The organism is Bacillus inaquosorum KCTC 13429, from assembly GCF_000332645.1.
Lineage (GTDB): Bacteria > Bacillota > Bacilli > Bacillales > Bacillaceae > Bacillus > Bacillus inaquosorum.
In genome coordinates this window covers 37,247-61,432 of the sequence record NZ_AMXN01000003.1, presented here as the reverse complement: position 1 = coordinate 61,432, position 24,186 = coordinate 37,247, and the positions used below count along the sequence as shown (strand labels likewise).

The following is a 24,186-nucleotide window of genomic DNA, read 5'->3' as shown; positions in this document are numbered from 1 at the left end:
TGACTGGTCAAGAAGAACACATAAAATGATTATTTCTAGAGTAAACCGTAGCAAACACATGAGTATTACTCTCACTTTTTTAATAAAAAAATGCCGCTGACTGCCAGCAGCGGCATTTTGCACTAGATCACTTACATTTTGTTAAATTTTGTGTCTCCTGCAAACGATCCCATTGACAGTTGTTCATCAAGAACAAGTCCTTGATGATGCCGTTCTTCAATTCTTTTGATAATAGATTGAATTGTATCCACATTTTCTTCGATATTATGAGGTTCAAAGATCGTCACATGGTCTCCTTTTAATTTGTACTCAAGGTAATGCTGTGCAGTTGATTGCGTCCATCCTCTATCAGTCAAATCGCCACACACCAAATGATGTATGTTGGCGTTGACGGCGCCGGAATTGATCAGTTCATTGTGATACGTAAGGTAGCTTCTGATTTTATCCTTAATCGAAGGAATGGTTAATAATTCTCTATAATAATTCGGAATGATATCCAGATTCAGATGGATGATCTCTTCAGTTTCCTCTTCCGATAAATAAGTCACAGAAACGGCTATTTTAGAATCCAGCATCATAATGTCTGATACGACGCGTCCACGCTTCTCCAAGGCTTTAGCAACCTCAAAAGCCAAATTAGAGCCCGAAGAATAACCAAGCAAAACATAAGGCCCTTTTTCTTGAATGCCTATTATGCTTTCTGCATACTGGTCAACGATCTCTTTCTCATAAGACGGCTCTTCCAAGAAATCAGCGGCATAGACGGTGCAGCTGCCATCAAGTCTTTTTGCCATTTCATTATAAACCAGCCCATACCCGATTAAAGGCGGGAAACAGAACACAGGGATTGAACCGTTCTGATTCATCTTGACGAATACGTTATCCGTCTTGGACCCGAACACCGCTGCTTGAATGGCGCGTGCCATTGCTTCAATGGTCGGAAAATCGTATACGGCTTGATAATGCATTTTGATTCCCATACTGGCGTTAATTTGATGAATAACTTGCAAAACTTTGAGCGAATGGCCGCCAACGTCAAAGAAATTATCTTTAACCCCCGGGTCACTGAGAGCTAAAATGTTCTTCCATATCTCGGCCAGCTGCTTTTCAATTAACGTTTCGGGTGCTGCGTATTCGGTTCCGGTGAGCCTATTTCCCTTAGGAGCCGGCAAAGCTTTCCTGTCGATTTTTCCATTAGCGGTTATCGGTATCTTCTCTACTTGTACAAAATAAGCTGGAATCATATACGCGGGCAGTTTGTTCAGCAAATGCCGCTTCAGCTGCGACGTATTGAATGATTCGTCTCCTGTCAAGTAGGCGCACAGCTGCTTGGAGCCCTCTTCTTCAATCGCGATGACGACCGCTTCTTTGACAGATTCCAGTTGCAATAAAGCTGTCTCGATCTCGCCGAGTTCAATCCGGTAACCCCGGATTTTCACCTGATGATCAATTCTTCCCAAATACTCGATATTGCCGTCAGGCAGCCATCGGGCGACATCTCCCGTTTTGTACATTTTTTCGCCTGGGGCAAATGGGTGTTCAACAAATTTCTCTGCCGTTAATTCCGGGCGGTTCAAATATCCTCTAGCCAGCCCCTCTCCTGCAACATAGAGCTCTCCCGGTATGCCCATTACCTGAATGCGTTGATATTCGTCCAAAATATACGCTTGCAGGGTAGGAATAGGTTGTCCGATGTTGCTTCTGCCCTCGTCGATTTCTCGTTCCGTGATTTCTTTATATGTGACATGAACGGTGGTTTCCGTGATGCCGTACATATTGATTAATTGCGTTAAAGGATATTTAATCTTCCAGTCTTTCAAGAAGGATGGATTTAACGCCTCTCCGCCAAATATGATTTTTCGGATGTTTAAATTGGATTCGGAATATGCTCTCTCCTCCTGCATCAGTTGGTAGAAATAACTTGGCGTTTGATTTAAAATTGTCACTGCTTCCGACTTTAACAATTGCAAATACCTTTCGGGGTTTTTTGCTGTTTGTTTCGGAACAATCACTAATTTGCCCCCATGCAGCAGCGCTCCGTACATTTCCCACACTGAAAAATCAAAGCAGAAGGAATGGAACAAAGTCCATGTGTCCGATGCGTTAAAATCAAAAAGGTTTTTGTTATTAAATAATAGACGGACCACATTTTTATGTTCAATGAGCGTTCCTTTCGGATTCCCCGTTGTTCCTGATGTATAGATGACGTAGGCTAATTGATTTGGCGCTGTCCTTAGATTGAGATTGGATGCTTCGACGTCGTATGATGACGGATCGTCAAGGAAGACAGCATGACTTTGATAAGCGGTACATTTTAGAAGATGATTTTGCAATAATAATATAGAGACGTTAGAATCTTCAAGCATATAATGGATGCGTTCTTCCGGATATTCCGGATCGACCGGTACATAAACTCCTCCCGCTTTCAAAATAGCGAGGATGCCTAACACCATCTCCGGTGAACGTTCCGCCATAATGCCAACAAGCTGCTCAGCCTGAAGTCCTTTGGCGACCAAGGTTCGGGCCAACTGATTAGCGCGTTCATTTAATGCCCGATACGTCAGCTTCTGATCTTCAAAAACAATCGCCACTTGCTCCGGCGTTCGCTCCGCTTGTTCCTCAAACAATTGATGAATCGTCTTTTTCTTTGGATACTCGGCCGCTGTATCGTTAAACTTGTCTATCAGGAGCGATCGTTCATCCGCTGTTACTATATCCAGTTCTTGGACGCGAGTTTCCTGATCGTCCGCCATTTGCTTAATGATTTGCATGAAGTGCGCCTGCATCCGTTCGACACATGCTTGATCATAAACATCACGATTGTATACAAAACGAATTTCAATTTCTCCGGCCGGCATAACTATAAAAGTAAAATCGTAATGGGTATGTTCTTCCATATGAAAATCGATAATGTCTAATGCTTTGTCATCCTGCTTCATATGTTCTATTTGTTTCTCGACCGGGTAATTCTCAAAAACCATAATATGATTGATCAACTGCTGCTTTTGCTCAGTTTGAGCCTGAATTTCATACAACGGAAATGTATCGTATGCTTGAGAAGCCAGTGCCCGCTCCTGGTTCATTTTCAATACTTGTGCAGCTGTCATTTCAGGTTGCGTATGAATACGTACGGGAATGGTATTGATAAATAAACCGACCATAGTTTCAATTCCCGGGATTTCTGCCGGCCGGCCGGATACGACAGTGCCGAAAACGACATCCTGACTCCCGTTATATCTTTGCAGCAATAAGCCCCATGCGGTTTGTATCCATGTATTGAGCGTGACTTGATGGTGGCTTGCGGCCCGTTTGATCTCGTCTGTGAGCTGCTTTCCTAAACGAAACGCATGCTCTCCTTTTTCGTATCCTTTCGGCTGGTTGGAGGATTGTTCTTGTAACAAAACAGTTTGCCCTTCATAGCCTTCCAAATAATTACGCCAATAGACTGCTGCCTGCTTGTGATCTTTTTTATCCAGCCATTCGATATATTGGCTGTATGGAGTGACGGCTCCCCGTTTCGGCTGCCTCCGCTCAAGAATCGCATAATAGGTTTCAAACACTTCTTTCGTAACAAGAGGCAAACACCAGCCATCCATTAAAATATGATGAAAGCTCCATATCAATCGCGCTTGGTCTACATCTGTCCGCAGGATCGATACGCGCATTAAAGCATCTCGGGTGAGATTGAATCCTCGCGCCTTATCTCTTCTCGCAAAATCGGCAATAAACTCGCTGCGTTGATGACTGTTCATGCTGCGAATATCTTCAACGACCGTTTCAATCGGCTTTTGCCGGAATACAATCTGCAAAGGCTGATCTTTCCATTCTGTATAAAAAAGAGTTCGAAGAATGTCATATCTTTCGGCCAGCTGCGCCAAGCTCATCCTAAATGCCTCGATATCCAAGAAACCTTTCAGATCAAAAGCGGCTTGTTCAAAGTAAGCTTCGGAATCCGAATCGATCAAGCTATGGAACAACATTCCTTTCTGCATAGGGGTTAATGGGTATATATTTTCAATTTCACCAAGGTGATGTGTTTGTTGCACAAATTGATCTAGTTCACCGATCGTTATATCTTTTAATGAAATATCGCTTGGCGTCAGGTGAATTTGATCTTGAGCATCACAATGTTCGATGACTTGCTGCAAACTGCTTTTTAAGAGATCGGCACAAGCTTCCATTGTTTCTCTTTGATATTGTTTACCGCAATAACTGATTGCCAACGACAATTGACCGTTTGAAATCATGCCATTGATATCAAGTGCATAGGTTATGGGGCGCTTGTCACTGACTGTTTTCCCGCTTGAGTAAGGAGATACCTCCATCCTGCCGTTTCGGAAATCTTGATCAAATTGACCCAAATAATTGAAACTGATTTCCGGCTGTCCGGTAAATTCGGAAGCCTTCGGGTGATCGGACAAATACTTAATCAGGCCATAACCTATTCCTTTTTGGGGGATCTTACGTAAATTTTCTTTCACTGTTTTAATCCGCTGCGAGATATCCTGGTCTGCCTTAATTTGGAGCGAAACCGGGTATAGGCTTGTGAACCATCCCACCGTACGTGAAATATCAAGGTCTTGAAAAATAGATTCTCTGCCGTGTCCTTCCAGATGAATGAGAATGTCTTCATAACCGGTCCAACGATGAATAGCCGTTCCAAGTCCGGTCAGCAATAAATCGTTAATGTCAGTTGTATAGGCCCGGTTAGATTTTTTTAATAAAGATTCGGTTTCTTCCGCCGTCCATTGGACGATGATCGTTTCCCGGTCTTCAGCCAGGCCGATTTCCTGTTCTTTGTCCCTTGGCAATGTATGTTGCGGGTTATGTTTCTGCCCGAACCAGTATTGATTTTCTGCTTCGAATTCCTGACTTTCTGCATAACGTTTCAATTGTTCAGCCCATAAAAGGTATGAGTCTGTCTTCTTCGGAAGCCGGATCGCTTCGCCGTTTTGAAGCTGCTCATAAGCTGCTGCAATATCCTCAAGTAAAATCCTCCACGATACGCCATCGACGACCAAATGATGAATCGCAATCAGCAAATGATCTCCATCCTGACATTGAAACAATCCCAGTTTCATGAGCGGACCTTCGGCTAAATGGATGGATTGCTGAATGTCATTGGAGATCGTTTCTATCGTTTGGGCAGGGTTGTTTTCTCCAAGTAAGGAGAACACTTCAAGGCTGAATAAATCTCCTTCATCGATCCCCCGGTTTCGGGCTTGGTATCCATGTTCTGTCGGAACATAAACCATACGTAAAGCATCGTGATGCTCAGCAATCTTCTTCATGACTTTGCGAAGCTTCGATTCATCCAATTTCTCTTTCCAACAAAGCATGATGGATTGGTTATAATGATGCAAATCCTGATATTGCTGGGCGAAAAACCAATGTTGAATCGGTGTCAGAAGCGACCGGCCTTTAATTTCTCCTTGTTCAGCGATTCGGATGACCGGCTCTACAAAAGGAACAACCCCAGCGATCGTCGGATGCTTGAACAAGTGTTTGATGTCAAGCTTATACCCTGATTGATATAAGCTTGATGTCACTTGAATCGACTTAATTGAATCTCCCCCCAGCTCAAAGAAATGATCGTCGATTCCGACGCGTTCTGCGCCTAATACCGACTCCCACACTCCGGCTAGGATTTTTTCCAGTTCTGTCCGCGGAGCTGTATAGGTATTGCCCGTGAGATTTCCTGTTGGAACAGGCAGTGCCTGACGATCTATTTTTCCGTTTGAAGTAAGCGGCATCGCTTTCAGCTGTACGAAATAAGCAGGTATCATATAGTCCGGAAGCTGCCGGGACAGATGTTTCCGGATCTCACCTGCGGTTAAAGAACGCTGTGCCGTATAATAGGCGCACAAAGATGTTTCCCCGTTGGTTTCTTGTGCAATAACGAGGGCTTCTTGAATCGGCGGTATATGAAAAAATGCGGCTTCGACTTCACCGATTTCAATGCGGTAACCGCGGATTTTCACCTGATGGTCGATCCTTCCGAGGTATTCGATATTACCGTCCGGCAGCCGCCTGGCCAAGTCTCCCGTACGGTACATTTTCCCCTCCGGTACAAAGGGATGCCGCAGAAACCTTTCCGCCGTTAATTCCGGCCGGTTCAAATAACCTCTGGCAATGCCGTCCCCGCTTATATAAATTTCTCCCGGGACGCCGATTGGCACCGGCTTCATGCTCTTATCCAGTACATAAATGTTCATATTGTCCGCAGCGGTTCCGATCGGCACTGATTCCCGTCTGTCGTTTTGCGGATCAAAGGAATAAATCATACAGCCGACGACTGTCTCTGTAGGGCCGTATTCGTTAAAGATTTCGATTCTGCCGCCGAATTGTCCGCTGATATTTTGGGCGAGACGCGTGCTTAAATTGTCGCCGCCAACAATTAATTTCCGAATGGTGCACTCAGGAGAGATGTTCATTTCTTTTAATAACTGCAAATGAGCCGGGGTTAATTTGATAATATCCACCCTCGGATCCTGCACAATGGAATAAAGCAAGGCCGCCCTGTTTTCTCCTCCGTAGACAATAATGGCATTGCCGGTAATAAGCGGAGTAAAAACAGACGTTACCGTCAGATCAAAAGCGATGGACGAGTATAGCGGAAAGTTGGTTTTTTCTCCTTTGACATATACCCTGCGGGCCCACCAAATATAATTGGTTAAGCCTTGATGCTCAATTGCCACACCTTTAGGCTTGCCTGTGGAACCCGACGTATAGATGACATAGGCCAAATCCTTCATACTGCTGATCGGTTCAAGGTCAGAGCCGTCTTCGTGGTAAGAACTTTCCTCATCGATGAAAACCATTGTGCCCGTAAGTTCCAATTGCTTTCGGAGATGGCTCTGCGTCAAGATGATATCAGCTTGGGAGTCATCTACTATATACTGTATGCGATGCTTCGGATAATCCGGATCAATTGGCACATAGGCACCGCCCGCTTTTAATACGGCCAGTATTCCAACTACCACCTCAATGTTATGATCGCTGATGATGGCTGCGAGCCGATCCGTCCGCATGCCCTTGGCTCTCAACGTTCGGGCTAATTGATTGGCACGTTCATTAAGCTGACGATACGTGAATTGTTTTTCTCCGCAAATAATGGCTGCTTGATCGGGTGTTCGTTTCATCTGTTCTTCGAATAACTGATAGATCGTCTTATCTCGCGGATATTCAGTTTTCGTATGATGATAGTCAACGAGAAATGTATTTGTCTCCGCTTCAGACAAAATATTTACTTCACTGAGAGTGAGGTCCGGTTGAAATAACATGATAGAAAATAGACGGTTTAAATGCCCGATTACCTGCATCATATACTGACGGTCATAGGCTTGTTCATTAAAAAATAACTTTACATCAATCGAGTCTTCCTCCATAGCAAACTGAAATAAGGCATCTGAAGCAGCCGTTTCTATGAAACGCTCAGAATGAATTTGCTCTAATGAAACAACCGTATGGATGATCGGCAAATGATTTGTATTGTAGTTCAGTCGCAGCTGTCCGGCCATTTTATCAAAGGGAACGTCCTGATATAGGATCGCTTCGTCCAGCGTATGTTTCAGTTCATGGAATATAGATTTAAACGTACTGTCGGCATTTATATTTTGTTTGATTAACATGAGTTGATCTAAACGAAGATCTTCATCAGTTTCGTCTTCAAAGGTTGGAACCCCTGTAATTACACCCTCTTCCCCCGTGTATTTGTACAATAGGGACTCAATTCCGATCAGGAGAACCAGATAGACGGCCATTGGCGTTTGATTCGTCATGGTCAGGATGCGCCGTGATACATCTGAACTCAATGAACTGTGAATACAGTCAGATGCACTCGATACATCACGCTTTAATGTTGAGTCGGACACTTGAAACGAAGGGAATGCACTGGGACGGTCTTCCACGTGAAACATGCGGCCCCAGAACAACTCCTGTTGTTTGAATTCTGACATTCATATCCCTCCAGTTGGTTTCATTCCTGTTTTGAAGGCGGCTTGCGGCAGCCGCGGCATTCGTGCCGGGACAGCCGCGCCGGCCATTATTAGAAATCCAATTCGATTGTGCTTGCGAGGTGTTTACTTTTGTTTACTTTTTCGCTTAATTGAATTTCTCTTAAAGGAATGGATGGATTTCGTAAAATCGCCGAGAGGATCATGACGTAATCCTTGGCCAATACAGCAATGGTTTTCTTTTTAAATAGCTTCGTGCAGTAATCAAAGCTGCCTTGTATCTCATCCTGGTCTATTACAAAGGTCAGCTGTAAATCAAACTTGGCAGCCGTATTTGTTTGTTCATAAGGTCTGACGGCGAGAGAGTCTACCTCAATATCCGTTTGTTCAGTATTTTGCATGACAAACATCGTATCGAACAATGGATTGCGGCTTAAGTCCCGTTTCACACCCAGTTTTTCAACTAATTCTTCAAAAGGATACTCTTGATTTTCATAAGCCTTCAGCATTGTTTCTTTTGTTTCCGTTATATAATCCATAAATGTCTTTTCCGCCATCGGAGCGGTACGGATGGCTAATGTATTTACAAACATTCCGATGATATGTTGCAAATCTTCATGCATTCTCCCCGCAATAGGTGTACCGACGACGATATCATCCTGGCCGCTATATTTAGCCAGCAGTATGGAATAGGCCGAAAACAAAATCATATAAGCGGTCGATTCGGTCAATTCTTCCAGCTGCTTTACACCTTGGATGACAGTCTTATCGAGCACAAAATTGTGCCGCTTCCCATCGAAGCTTCTCACCGGCGGCCTCGCAAAATCTTTCGGCAGCTCGAATGACGGAAGCTCCTCATGAAATACACCTAGCCAATACTCTTCCTGCCTCTTGATTCGTTCTCTTTGCTCTTTTTGCAGCTTCCATTCAGTGAAGTCTTTGTATTGAATACGGAGCGGAGCTAACGCTCTGCCGTCATACAATTGAATCAGTTCTTCGACAAAAATATTCATGGAGGCGCCGTCCGTAATGATATGGTGCATGTCAAACATAAAAATATGCCGGTCTTGTTCCAACTCGATGAGTCCAGCCCGAAGTAATGGAGCCTGGCTGAGATCGAATGGCCGCACGAAGGCGCGGAAAAGTTCCTCAACCTCGTCAGGTGCTGCCTTATACCTTTCCATAGAGAACTCCATTTGCGGTTTGATCACCTGCACCAGTTCTCCGCGGATCATTTCAAATCCGGTGCGCAGCGACTCATGACGCTGGATCAGTCTTTGGAAAGCGGTTTGTAAGCGATTCATATCGATTTTTCCTTCTAATGCAAGGATTCCCGGCATATTGTAGCTAAGTTCGCCGCCTTCGATCTGTGTTGACAGGTAAACCATCTTCTGCACGGAGGATACAGGATAGACATCTTTTTCTTTGGCAGCCGGAATATAATCCGGTCCGCAGGCTTCAGCTTCAGCAATGGCCTTTGCCATTTCTTCAACTTTCGGATATTGAAATACTTCTCTTAATGAAATGCTTTTATTGAATTGCTTATGGATTTTGGCAACGAGCGTCATTCCCCGTAACGAGTGGCCGCCCAGATCAAAAAAGTTATCTTTCACGCCTATTTCTTTTACCTTCAAAACGTCTTGCCAGATGCATACCAGCTTCTCTTCCATACTCGTCCGCGGAGCGACGTAGTCAGTCCCGGTTTGCAAACCGACTTCAGGAATCGGTAATGCTCTTCGATTTACTTTTCCATTGGAGGTTAACGGCAGTTTCTCCAGCTGGATGAAGTATGAAGGAATCATGTAGCCCGGTATTTGATCAGCAAGTTTTTCTTTTAGCTGACTGATCGGCAATGATTGCTCCGCTGTAAAATAGGCATACAAATCGTTTTGTCCATCTGCATTTTCTTTTGACAGGACAACGGCTTCCTGAACATGCTCGATGTTTAGCAGAGCGGCTTCCACCTCGCCGAGCTCAATCCGGTAACCGCGGATTTTGACCTGATGGTCCATCCTTCCCGCATATTCAATGTTTCCGTCGGGAAGGTAACGGGCCAGATCACCTGTTTTATACATTCGTTGTTTCGTGTCATATGGGTGCGGAACAAATGTTTCGAGCGTCAAAGACTCCCTGTTATGATAACCTCTGGCTAAGCTGACCCCGGAAATACAAAGCTCACCGACGATCCCGACAGGCTGAAGCGTTCCGGCCTCATTTAAAATGAAAATCTCCGTATTTGAAATCGGTTTGCCGATCGGCTGAAGCTCCTGATCAATATCCGGATCAACGGTATACATGGTCACGACATGCGTTTCCGACGGACCGTAATGATTATGAAGAGTGACATGGTGGTGCGCCAGCATGTCACGCAGTATACTTGTTGCGATGAGCTGTTCTCCCGCAGCGATAATGTGATCCACGCACTCGGCAAACGGTTCGAAATAGTGTTTCTCCGAGCCAAGGAGCTTAAGGAACGCGGTCGGAAGAAATGCTGTTTGTACCCTGTGCGTTCTGACAAAATCATTGAACTGACGTATTTCCCGTTTTGCCTCATTGCTGATGATAAAGAGTGTCCCTCCGCTTGAAAGCGCGGAGAAAATTTCTTGATAGCAGACATCAAAGCTCATGGCAGCAAATTGCAGCACTCTGTCAAAACGCAGCTGCGTATGATCTCGTTCATATGCGAACAGATTCGTCATCGTTTTATGTTCTAATTGAACCCCTTTTGGCTTCCCTGTTGTACCAGATGTGTAAATGACGTACATTAAGTCATTTTCCGAATAGGAAAGTTGAAGATTATCTGTTCCACCTTGATATAGTAACGGATTGTCAAGCAGAAGAACTTCCCCTTCAAAGAGCGGCGGAATGGCATGACCTGCACTAGTCAAAAGCACACCGGCGCCGCTGTCTTTCATCAAAAAAGCCCGCCGTTCATCAGGAAGTTCCGGATCGATAGGAAGAAATGCTCCGCCGGCCTTTAATATGGCTAAAATGCCGATCATCATATTTGCTGAGCGATCCGTGAGAACGGCAACCACCTGATCTGTGCCTACACCCTTATCTTGAAGGACGCGCGCCAGCTGATTGGAACGTTCGTTCAGCTGACGATAAGTCAGAGTCTGATTTTCAAACAGGACGGCTTCATGGTCTGGGTTAAGCTCAGCCTGCTGCTCAAAAAGTTGATGAATCGTTGGCGGAATACGTTTTTCTGCGGTTGCAGTATCGTTAAAGAGTTTCTGAATTTCACTCTTCTCTTCTTGGGTTATCATATCCAAATCAGCCAGCTCGGCCTCAAGTTGTTTGATAATCGAATCAATCAGCTGCACAAAATGCCCCATCATACGTTCGATCGTTTCCGGTTTAAACAGAGCCGTCAAGTATTCCATCGTGAAATGAATACCCGAGTCTTCTTCCACAGCCGTTAAGGTTAAATCAAATTTAGCCATCGTATGTTCGCTTGGGTATGGTTTGAAAGTTATGTCATTTATATCTAACTGTTCCTGCTCCGTGTTTTGAAGCACAAACATGGTGTCAAACAACGGATTACGGCTCAAATCTCTGGCAATATCCAGTTGATCAACCAGCGCTTCAAAAGGGTAATCTTGATGCTCGTAAGCTTTCAAAGCATTCTCCCTCACCTCGGACAGATACTGAGAGAACGTCTTCCCTTTTTCTGGGTAATTTCTCATCGCCAGTGTATTCACAAACATTCCGATAATGGGTTCCAAATCCGCATGCGGTCTCCCCGCAATAGGGCTGCCGACAATAATGTCTTCCTGGCCGCTGTATTTTGAAAGCAATAATGTATAAGACGCAAGGAGCACCATATATAAAGTAGATTCGTTTTGGGATGCCAACTGCTTTAACCCGGCGCTTTTTTGCTTATCAAGCGTGAAATGCATCGTAGCTCCCGCAAAATCCCGTGCCGACGGCCGTATATAATCTGTAGGCAGATGAAGGACAGGAACGTCGCCGCTGTACAGCTCTAACCAATAGGCTTCTTGGTTTTGGATCTGTTTTAACCGCGCTTCTCCGGTCTGCCATACTGCGTAGTCCTTGTACTGGATGCGCAGGGGCGGTAATGTCTCTCCTTCATAAATCCGAATAAATTCTTTAATCAATATGCTCATAGATGTTCCGTCAGAAATAATATGATGCATATCAAACAGCAGAATTCCGCGGTCAGGTCGAAGTTCAATCAGCCCCACACGAAGCAGCGGCGGCTTCTCCAGATGAAACGGGCGAATAAATTGGCGGATATAAAGGCCTGCATCATTTTCTTCTGCCTGATACCACTCTACTTCAAACTCTGCGTGATCCAAGACATACTGAACAGGTTCTCCGCCGGCCATTTTAAAACCGGTGCGCAAAGATTCATGACGTTGAATCAGTGCGAGGAAGGCTTGCTGCAGCTTATCACGATCAAACTTGCCTTTGACAGCCATCAGACCCAGCATGTTGTAACTGAGTTCTCCGCCTTCCAGATGATTGAGAATGTACAATCGTTTTTGCGCCGAAGATACCGGATAATATGGTCTTTTCTCAATTGCAGGAATCCCGGCATACCCGGTTTGCTCCATCGTCGTGATTTCCCGCGCGAGCTGTTCAATGGTTGGGAAACGGAACACGTTTCGCAAAGGAATTTGGACATGCAATTGCTTTTGTATCTTTGCAATGAGCGCCGTTGCCCGCAGGGAGTGTCCGCCGATATCAAAAAAGTTATCTCGGATCCCCACCTGCTCTAACCCGAGAACATCCTGCCAAATTGCTGCCAGATGGATTTCTGCCGAAGTCTGCGGCGGCACGTATTCTATGCCTCTGTCCCTCTTTTTGACCGGAACCGGTAATAACTGACGGTTCAGCTTCCCGTTTGGCGTCAGCGGCATCTTATCCAGCTGCACAAAATGAGCCGGTATCATATATCCCGGTAAATGCCGGGCCAGACTTTCGCGAAGTTCACTGATCTGTATTGGCTTATCCGCAGTATAGTATCCGCACAGGAAATATTCTCCATCCGCATCTCTAAGGGCAATTGCGGCGGCTTCTTGAATATCAGGAATGTTCAGCATTACCGATTCGATTTCACCGAGTTCAATCCGAAAACCGTGAATTTTCACCTGATGATCAATCCGGCCGATAAATTCAATATTTCCATCCGGCATAAGGCGGGCCAGATCACCGGTTCTATACATCTGGTCCGTCGGGACAAACGGATCGGCAGCAAATTTTTCATCCGTTAGTTCCGGCAGGTTCAAGTAGCCCCGCCCGACACCGTCCCCTGCAATATACAGCTCGCCTTGAACGCCCACAGGCTGCAACCGCTTTTTTGAATCAAGAATGTACATGCGGTTGCTGCCTAACGGCTTGCCTATAGGAACATGAATTTGACTGCGTGCCCAAGCATCGGCAGAACATTCTATGTTGAACAGGGACGCGTCTACGCAAGTTTCTGTAGGCCCATATACATTGGTGATCGAAGGCGCAGCGCCATAATCGCCGAATAATCGCATGAGCTTATTTACCGTTGTTTTGGAAAGAGCCTCTCCTCCGATTAAAAGGTGCCGAAGCGGGACTTCCTGCAAATCACCTGCAGCTATCAAGAGCTTTAAGTGGGCAGGTGTTCCGTCCGTTATGTCAATGCAATGTTGCCGATAGTAACGGCATAATGCTGCACCGTCTGACACGACCTCTTTTGGAGCAATAAACAGGGTATGTCCTAACAACAAGGAAGCATACATTTGCTGAACAGAAGCATCAAAATAATATGGAGCAAGCATGGTTACATTCAGCTCCGCATCATAGGCAGAATAAACTTGGCGGCGAAGTCCTTCAATCAGGTGAATGACCTGGCGATGTTCAATTAACGCGCCTTTAGGCTTGCCCGTCGTACCGGAAGTATAAATGGCATAGGCCAGTTGACTCGACTGACAAGAGAGCGCAAGGCCGTTGTCTTTTTCGTGATAGGCATGTTCCTCTATGAGATCGATACATGTCCCTGGGAAGCCGATGTTATTCTGCAGCTTCTCACGATAAAGCAATACGCTGATGCCCGAATCACTTAAAATATAACGGATGCGTTCAGGTGGAGAATCAGGATCTATCGGCAAATATGCTCCGCCCGCTTTTAAAATCCCTAAAATGCCTACAATCATTTCTAGAGAGCGTTCAGTCATAATGCCGACAAGCTGATCCGCCTGCACTCCTTTTGCCTGCAAGGTTCGCGCTAGCTGATTGGATCGCCGGTTCAGTTCTCCGTAGGTTAATTGTTTACCCTCGAATACAACCGCCGCATGGTCAGGTGTACGATGCGCTTGTTCCTCGAACAACTCATGAATCGTTTGTTCACGTGGGTAATCCATCTCGTCAGATTGAATACGACTGAGCAGATGTTCTTTTTCTTGCTGAGTCAGAAGCTCCAATTCTTCTATTTTGACAGACGGTTGCTGCAATACTTGCTGCATGAGCTGTTCAAAATGCCCGCGGAGCCGCTCCACTTCTGATTTTTCATATTCGTTTTCATTAAAACCGAAATGGATGGCAAGCTTTTCGCCAGGAATGACAACCACATTCAAATCATAGTGGGAGTGTTCTTGCATATGAAAATTCATGATGTCCAGTCCCGCATCATGATGGCCTGCCTGTTCAACTTGTTGTCTTATCGGATAGTTTTCAAAGATCATGATATGGTCAATCAGGTTTTGCTTTTGTTCCGTTTTTGTCTGAATTTCATATAAAGGATAGGTATCGAATGCTTGGGAAGTCAATGCCTTTTGTTGAACCATTTGCATCGCTTCAGCAAAAGAGCTGTCCTCATCACAGCGGATGCGAACCGGAATGGTATTGATGAACAGGCCGATCATCTGTTCCACACCGGGGATTTCCGCCGGCCTTCCCGACACGACACTGCCAAATACAACGTCCCTGGACCCGCTGTATTTCTGTAATAAAACCCCCCACAATGTTTGAATCAACGAATTTAATGTCACTTGATGCTGATTTGCGATCTGCTGTAATTGTTTTGTCTGTTCGTGATCGAATTGGCAGATCACATTGGCATAAGCGTATTCTTTTTGTTCATGCTGCGGTGTTTTATGAAGAAGCCTGGTTTCACCTTTATACCCTTCAAGATACTCGCTCCAGTACCGTTTGGCAGCTCCCTGATCTTGGCGGTCAAGCCACTCGATATAGTCGCTGTAAGGAGCTGCAGATGGTGGTTCTGTTTCCCTGCCTTCTTGCAAGGCGCTATAATGCTCAAACACTTCCTTCGTGATAAGTGGCAGGCACCAGCCGTCCATGACAATATGATGAAAGCTCCAAATCAAATGATATTTGCGGTCTTCCATACGGAAAATCGCTATGCGCATCAGCGGATCCCGAGCCAAGTCAAATCCTTTTGCCTTGTCCTCTCTTTGGTAGGCAGCGATTTTATCCTCACGCCGGTGCTCCTCTATGTCACGCAAATCTGCAAAATAAATTTGCGGTTTTTGTGTTTTATAGACGATTTGTAAAGGAGTATCGTTCCAGCCGCTGTAAAAACGGGTTCTGAGCACGGCGTATTTTTCAAATAATCGTTCTAAGCTTGCTTTAAACCAATCAATCTTTAACTCTCCCTGCAAATCGAACGATGCTTGTTCAAAATAAGATCTTGTGGCCTCATCCAGCAAGCTGTGGAAGAGCATTCCTTTCTGCATCGGAGTGAGCGGATACACGTTTTCGATCTCACCTGAATGCGGCAGTTGAATGAGGAGCTGGTCCAAATCATCAATGGTCATGCCTTTTAACAAAATATCGCTTGGTGTCAGTTCCGATTGTTCTTTATGAACGCAATGCGTAATGATTGTCCGCAGGCGGCTTTGAATCGTTTCCGATAGCCGCTTGATCGTTTCTCTTGCGTACTGTTTGCTGCTATAACTGATCGTAAGCCTCATCCGGCCCTCTGTTATCATTCCGTTTATATTCAATACATACGGTCTGGCTTGATTCCCGCTTGAGTCTGAACCGCAGGAGTAGGAGGATAATTGAATCGCATGCTGCTGCAAATCTTGGTCAAACTGCCCCAGGTAGTTAAAACTAATCTCCGGATTCAGTTTTGCTGGCATTGACCCGCTTAAGTACCTTGCTACTCCATATCCGATCCCTTTATGCGGAATTTGGCGCAGTCCTTCTTTGGTCATCTTGATATAATCAGAGATTTCTTTGCCTGGCTGCGCGTGAAGCACAACCGGATACAGACTTGTGAACCATCCAACCGTACGGGAGATATCCATATCTTGAATCGTCTGTTCTCTTCCGTGTCCCTCTAAATGTATCGGAATCTGTTCAAGTCCTGACCAATGCGATATGGAAAGACCCAGAGAGGTTAAAAGCAAATCGTTTATTTGAGTGTTATAAGCGCGATTCGCTTGTTTTAATAACAGCTCCGTTTCTTCTATAGTCCATTCCACGGTTTCCGTTTGACTGTCCTTTGAGGTCGTATGTGTTTCATGAAAATCCTTAGGCAGCGGTTTCACATCGGTTTGTTCGATCTCTGTCCAATATTCCTGTTCTTGTTTTATGGTTTCACTTTGCGCATATTCTGAAAGTCTCTTGGCCCATAATTGGAAAGAGTCTGTTTTTTGCGGCAGTTGAATCACTTGCCCGTTCTCAGCTTGTTTGTAACCATTAGCAATATCATCCAATAAAATGCGCCATGAAACCCCGTCTACAATCAAATGATGGATGGCAATCAGCAAGTGATCTCCATCTGCACATTGAAACAATCCGGCCTTCATTAACGGCCCGTCACATAAACGCATACAGCCTTGTATCTCATTAGCCTTGGCTTCAATTGTCTGCCCCGGGTCGGATTCTGCTTTCAGATTCAGGACTTCAAGGTGGTACAGCCTGCTTTGAGCAATCTCTGCAATCTGTGCCTCGTATCCCTTTTCCGTCTGCTGGAACGTCATGCGGAGCGCATCATGATGTTCTGCAAGCTTTTGCAGGGTTTGACGAAGCGGCGTTTCCCGAAAACCTTCCGGTGCATACAGCATGACGGCTTGATTATAATAATGCGGTTCTATCGTTATGTGATCAAAGAACCAATGCTGAACAGGAGTCAGGCTGACTTTTCCTTTGACTTCACCTTGATCGGCTATACGCAGATTCTGCTTGATATGCGGACTCAAATCGGCAATCGTTGCATATTGAAACAAGTCTTTGATTTCCATTTTGTATCCGCTCTGTTTTAATCTTGATGACACTTGGATTGATTTAATAGAATCTCCGCCAAGGTCAAAGAAATTATCCAGAACACTGACGTTCTCTGCACCTAATACAGCTTCCCAGGCGGAAACTAATATTTCTTCCACTTTTGTTCGGGGAGCCTTATACTCTGCTCTGTCCTGCAGCCCGAAATCCGGAGCCGGCAGCCCTTTTCTGTTTATTTTTCCGTTGGAGGTTAAAGGCATTTCATCCAGCTCGATAAAATAGGCCGGAACCATATAACTTGCCAGAGTATGAGACAATTGTTTCCGGAGCCGGGAAACCGTTATTTGCCCGCCGCTCACGTAATATGCACACAATTGTTTAAACCCGTGGATATCTTCTCTAGCTGTAACAACAGCTTCCTTGATCGCTTCTTCTTGATGCAGTGCCGCCTCGATCTCGCCTAATTCGATACGGTAGCCTCTGATTTTCACTTGTTCATCCATTCTGCCCGCATATTCAATGTTTCCGTCAGCCAGCCACTTCGCCAAATCTCCGGTCTTATACATCTTGGCTCCGGGTTCAAACGGATCATCGACAAATTTCTCTGCCGTCAATTCCGGCCGGTTCAAATATCCTCTTGCCACACCGGCGCCGCTGATATAGATTTCTCCTGGGACACCGACCGGCGCGGGTTTCATATTCTCATCCAGCACATAAATGCTCATGTTTGCTGCAGCCGTTCCAATCGGTACCGATTCCCGCCTGTCCTTCACGGCATCGTAACGGTAAATCATGCAGCCGACAACGGTTTCCGTCGGTCCGTACTCATTGCATATTTCAATTCGGCCTTCAAACTGTTTATGAATACTTTGGGCTAACCGGGTGCTTAGATTCTCCCCGCCCACAATCATTCTTCGGACAGCCGTTTTATCGGCGATATTCATTTCTTTCAAAACCTGTAAATGGGCCGGCGTCAATTTAATGATATCCACCCTCGGGTCCTGCACAATCGATGCAAGCAGTGCTGTTTTGTCCTCTCCGTCATAGACGATGATCGTATTGCCTGTGACAAGCGGTGTGAAAATAGAAGTTACCGTTAGATCAAAAGAGATTGACGAATACAACGGGAAGTTGGTTTTCTCGCCTTTTAGATAAACCTCTTTCGCCCACCAAATATAATTGGTCAAGCCTCGGTGCTCGATTAATACGCCTTTTGGCCGGCCTGTGGAACCTGACGTATAAATGACATATGCCAAATGGCTAGCATCACTGATCGGTGCAAGGTCAGAGTCATTTTGGTGATACGAGCTTTCATCATCCAGTAAAACCGTGACGCCTTCATAGACAAGCTGTTCCCTGACATCTCGCTGCATCAAAACGATTCCGGCTTGAGAGTCATCCAGCATATACCGGATGCGGTCTTGCGGATATTCCGGATCTATAGGGACGTAGGCTCCGCCTGATTTTAAAACGGCAAGGATCCCGACTACTGATTCGATACTGTTTCTGCTGATGACAGCCACAGGATGATCCGCCTGCACGCCCTTCGCTCTTAACGTTCGCGCCAGTTGGTTTGCCCGCTTATTGAGCTCTCCGTACGTGAGCTCCCTGTCCGTATCGATGACGGCCGCTTGATCGGGCGTACGCTGCGATTGTTTTTCAAATAATTGATAAACCGGCGTCTGCGGAAATGGTGCAGCCGTGTCGTTAAGAGTATGAAGAAGGGTTCTTTTTTCGTCTTCCGTTAACAATTCCACTTGCTCCACCTGGATATCCGCATCTGTCATGACTTGATGCAAGATTTGCATGAAATGTTCCCGAATCCGCTCTATACTTGAGCGTTCATACACACTGGCATTGTATTCAAAATAGATGTTCATCGCTTCGCCCGGTACAACGGTCAAATGAAAATCATAGTTGGTCTGTTCTTCCATTTGCACGTTGGAAATTGTGATGGATGATCCGTTTTGCCGGCCTATGCTTTCCATATACTGATCTACAGGATAATTTTCGAAAATCATTAAATGTGTAATTAAATCTTGCTTTTGCGTTGTACGTGCTTGAATATCGTATAGCGGGTACGTCTCAAATTTTTGAGACGCTACTGCTTTTTCCTGCGCTTCTTTCATAAGTTCGGTAAACGTTGTCCCGGCTTCACATCGGATCCGGACGGGAATGGTGTTAATGAATAAGCCAATCATGGTTTCCACGTTTGGAATTCCAGCCGGTCTTCCGGATACAACACTTCCAAAAACAACATCTCGGCTTCGGTTATATTTCTGCAGCAAAACCGCCCATGCCGTCTGCAGCAGCGTGTTCAGCGTGACATGGTGTTTGCCGGCCATCTGCTTCATTTTCAAAGTGAGGTCGGTGCTTATTTCACATGTCACTTTCTCAGGAATGTATCGCTCATCTTCCGCCGCATGGTGATCCTTAGGGAGGATGGTTTGCTCTTCATATCCCTCCAAATATTGATCCCAATAACGCATGGCCTCTTCTGCATCTTGCCGGCCGAGCCATTCAATGTATTGACTGTACGGAGTAATCGACGGTTGTTCAGGCTGCTTTTGCTGAAGCAAGGCAAAGTAATGCTCGAATATTTCTTTTGTAATCAGCGGCAGGCACCAGCCGTCCATCAAAATATGGTGAAAACTCCATATAAAACGGTATGTCGCGTCATCCGTACGAAGAATGAGTAACCGCATTAACGCGCCTCTTTCTAAGTCAAACCCCTGTAACTTATCTCTTCTGGCATATTCCTGAATCATCTCTTCTTTTTGTGATTCCTTCATCTCACGTAAGTCAATGAATTCAAAACCGATCTTTTTCGTTCTGAATATGATTTGCAGCGGCTGATCTTTCCAGCCGCTGTAAAAATTCGTGCGGAAAATATCATATTTTTGTGATAAGCCATCCAAGCTTTTCGAAAATGAGTCAATATCCAGATCTCCATGCAGATCAAACATCGTTTGCTGAAAATAGGCACCTGAACTCGGGTCAAACAAGCTGTGAAATAGCATACCCTTCTGCATCGGTGTTAATGGATAAATATTTTCTGCTTCGCCCCATTCACGCGTCTGCTCCAAGAGCTGTTCCAGTTCGTCTATTGTGATATCTTTTAACAGAATGTCACTTGGCGTCAGGGTAGTCTGCTGCCGGCTTACGCAATGCGCAATGACTTCTTGCAGACTTTCTTTCAAATTTCGTGCAAATTGCGCCATAGTCGATCTTTCGTATTGTTTGTTGCTGTAGCTCAGTGTTATCGATAATTTCCCTTCAGCAATCATGCCGTTCAAATCAAGCACGGCCGTTCTCTCTTGGTTTTCATTCATCGATAACCCTGTGGAAAAAGGCGATATGCGTAAAGCTTGATGCTCCAGGTCTTGATCAAATTGCCCCAAGTAATTAAACGATATTTCCGGATTCAGCTGCAGACTGGCGGCTTCCGGACGCCCGGATACATATTTGATGATGTTGTAATTCATTCCTTTATCAGGAATACGGCGCAGTCCTTCTTTGACGATCTTAATCCGCTGCGACAGATCTTTTCCGGTTTCCATCCTCAGTACGACAGGGTACTGGCTTGTAAACCATCCTATCGTCCGGGAAATATCCGCAACCGGAATAATCGGTTCTCTCCCGTGGCCTTCCAAATTCACGAGAATGTCTCTTATGCCAGTCCACCTGTGAACGGCGAGTCCTAATGAAGTCAGCAGCAGATCATTGATCTCCGTGTTGTAGGCGCGATTCGCTTGTTTTAATAATTGCTCTGTTTCCTCTTTTGTCCATTGAATCGTCACTTCTTCGCTGTCTCTTAATAACGAACCTTTGCCGATGTTGTCCTTGGGCAATGGCTGCGGTTTCATGCTTGACAGCTCAGTCCAATAAGCAATCTCCTGTTCCATGTCGGTTTCCGCCGCATACTTGGACAATTGATCCGCCCAGAATGGAAATGAATCTGTTTTTTGCGGGAGGCGGATCGTTTGTCCGCGCTCTGCCTGCTCATAACCGCTTGCAAAATCCTCAAGTAAAATTCGCCAGGATACTCCGTCAATCGTCAAGTGGTGAATTGCAATCAGCAAATGATCTCCGTCCGGACATTGGAACAAACCAAGCTTCATCAAAGGCCCTTTTTCTAATACCATGCTGCTTTGAATCTCATTCGCTTTATCGGCAATTGCTTGAGCCGGATCTGTTTCCTCTTTATAATTCATCACTTCCAGATGGTATAATTCACTTTCATCCGTGCCTGTAATTCGCGGAGCATATCCATTCGGCTTTTTTTCAAAAATCATCCTCAAGGCATCATGATGCGAGGCGATGCGTTCCATCGTCCGGCGAAGCGAAGCCTCTTTAAAGCCTTCCGCCGAATATAACATGACGGCCTGATTGTAATGGTGTGCATTCGGCATTTTTTGTTCAAAAAACCAATGCTGAATCGGGGTCAGACTTGTCCTGCCGTTCACTTCCTCTTGATCAGCCATTCTGCCGAGCGGCACTACAAACTGACTTAGTTCAGCAATCACGGGGTATTTAAACAGATGCTTCATATCCACCTTGTAACCGGCCTGATACAATCTCGAAGACACCTGAATTGATTTAATCGAATCTCCGCCAAAATCAAAGAAATTATCCAGAATTCCTATACGCTCTGCCCCTAATACTTCTTGCCAGATGGACGCCAGCAGTTCTTCTGTTGAGTTTCGCGGGGCTATGTATTCGTTATCCGTCCGCATTTTTTCTTCGGCAGCAGGCAAAGCTTTCAAATCAATTTTTCCATTGGAAGTGAGCGGTATGTGTTCCAAATGGATAAAATAGGAGGGAATCATATAATCCGGTAGTTTACGGGACAAATCGTCTCTGAACTGCGCAACGGACAAAGAAGGATCGCCGACATAATAGGCATACAATTGCTTGGCTCCGTCTTCGGCTTCCCGCGCAACGACTGCAGCTTCACGAACTTTTTCAAGATTGCACAAGGCTGCCTCTACCTCGCCGATCTCGATACGGTAGCCGCGAATTTTCACTTGAAGATCGATTCGCCCTAAATATTCGATTCTTCCATCTGGCAGCCATCTGGCGAGGTCACCCGTTTTATACATCTTTTGACCAGGGAGGAGCAAATGCTGAACAAACTTTTCTTCCGTTAATTCAGGCTGATTGAGGTAGCCGCGGGCCACGCCGGCTCCTCCGACATACAGCTCTCCGGGTACGCCGATCGGCTGGATTTGATGGTGCGCTCCTAAAATATAGGCTTGGTGGTTGGCCACCGGTTTGCCGATTGTGATCTGTTCATCAGCGGACTGGACAGGGTGAAATGTAGATACCACGCTATTTTCTGTCGGTCCGTATTCATTATTGATTCGAATGTGAGGCTGCAGAGAATATAGCTTCTCAACTGTATCTAGTTCCAGCTGCTCACCGCCTACAACAACATGCTGAACATGAATGAAGTCCTCTGCATTCATCTGTTCGATCATCGTTTTCAGAAGACGGGGAGAAGTTGAAAAATGTGTAATCCTCTCTTGTTTCATGGCATTTTGAATGGCGAAAAGGTCTTTATTCTCTTCATTCGGCAAAAGATGCAAGGTTGCACCCGAGATTAGCGGGCCGAAGAAATTTAAAATGAATGCATCAAAAACATAGGGATACAAGACAAGCACTCGATCCTTGGCAGAATGCTTGAAAAACGCCTTTTTCCACTGGAGCGAGTTCACAATGCCGCCGTGTTCAACCATGACCCCTTTCGGCTTTCCTGTTGTGCCCGAGGTGTAAATGACATAGGCTAAATGGTTGTGTTCCGCTATGGGTGATAACAATGAGCAATCGGCATGGTAAGATGCTTCATCATTCAGATCGATCGTCGGTCCGTCAAAGGTGAGGCTGTTTTTCAAATGACGCTGAACAAGGAGAACATCTGTATTCGCATCATGAAGCAAATATTGAAGCCGCTCTTTTGGATATTCAGGGTCCAGGGGCACATAAGCGCCCCCCGCCTTCCAAATGGCTATAATAGACACGATCATCTCTAATGAACGATCAGCCAGAATGGCGACTAACGTATCGGCTTGAACTCCGCAGTTACGCAATGTTCTTGCCAAACGGCAGGCCTGTTCATTCAATTCCCTGTATGTCAAATGGCAGTTTTTGAACTTGACGGCTGCATGATCAGGCGTTCTTTCTGCTTGTTCTTCAAATAACTGATAGACGGTTCTGCTCCCGGAATAATTTGCGCCGGTGTCATTAAAATCAAATAATAGTTTCTGTTTTTCCGCTTCGGGTATGACCTCTGCCGTATGGATCGCAGCTTGAGGCTGAAATAAGATCACAGACAGCAGTTGATCCAAATGAGATACAATTTGATCCATATAGCGCTCATTGTACAGATTGCCGTTATAAAAAAGCTTCAAATGAATCCCGTTGTTCTCCAAATCAAAGTGAAACAGCGTATCGGTTGCAGCATCTTCTTTAAATTGCAAGGAATGAATTTCGTTAAGTGAAACGACGGTATGAATCAACGGCATACGCTCATCATTGTATTGCACGTTCAGATGCTGAACCATTTTTCGAAACGGCAGGTTTTGATTTTTCAGCGAATCATTAACGGCTTCTTTCAGTTGCTCGAATACGGTTTTAAACGTGCTCTGGCTTGAAAGCGTATTTTTCAAAAGGACAATGGTGTTAACGGCTGACTGGCTGCTTTTTTGCTTCGATACCGTTGGAATGCCAAGAATCAGCCGCGTTCGATCCGTATATTTATACAACAAGCATTCAATACCTGCCAATAAAATCAAATAGGCTGCCACTTCAGAATGATTAGACATTGTGATTATTCTTTGGGATACTTTCGGAGATAAGGAACGGCAGATGCATTTTTCCTGATAGCCGGTACGGGCCAATGGCGCCTTATCTGCTGCTTTAAAGTAAGGGAATGCGCTTAGGCTGTCATCTTCATCAAACAGGTTATCCCAGTACGTTTCCTGATTTTTAAATACCGACATTGGAGCACCTCATTTTGTATAATTTAAACAAATAAATATATGCT

General features: G+C 45.3%; 2 protein-coding genes. Both read right to left on the bottom strand.

Translation table 11 applies throughout. From position 1 onward, the window contains the following. Positions 1-131: 131 nt before the first annotated feature. On the bottom strand, positions 132-7,958 hold the full coding sequence (locus tag BSI_RS12630; RefSeq protein WP_003238156.1) for a non-ribosomal peptide synthetase: 7,827 nt from the start codon (positions 7,956-7,958) through the stop codon (positions 132-134). Between the two features lie 89 nt (positions 7,959-8,047). Continuing rightward, complete coding sequence (locus BSI_RS12635; protein WP_003238154.1) at positions 8,048-24,142, bottom strand: non-ribosomal peptide synthetase; 16,095 nt, start codon at positions 24,140-24,142, stop codon at positions 8,048-8,050. Positions 24,143-24,186 lie beyond the last annotated feature (44 nt).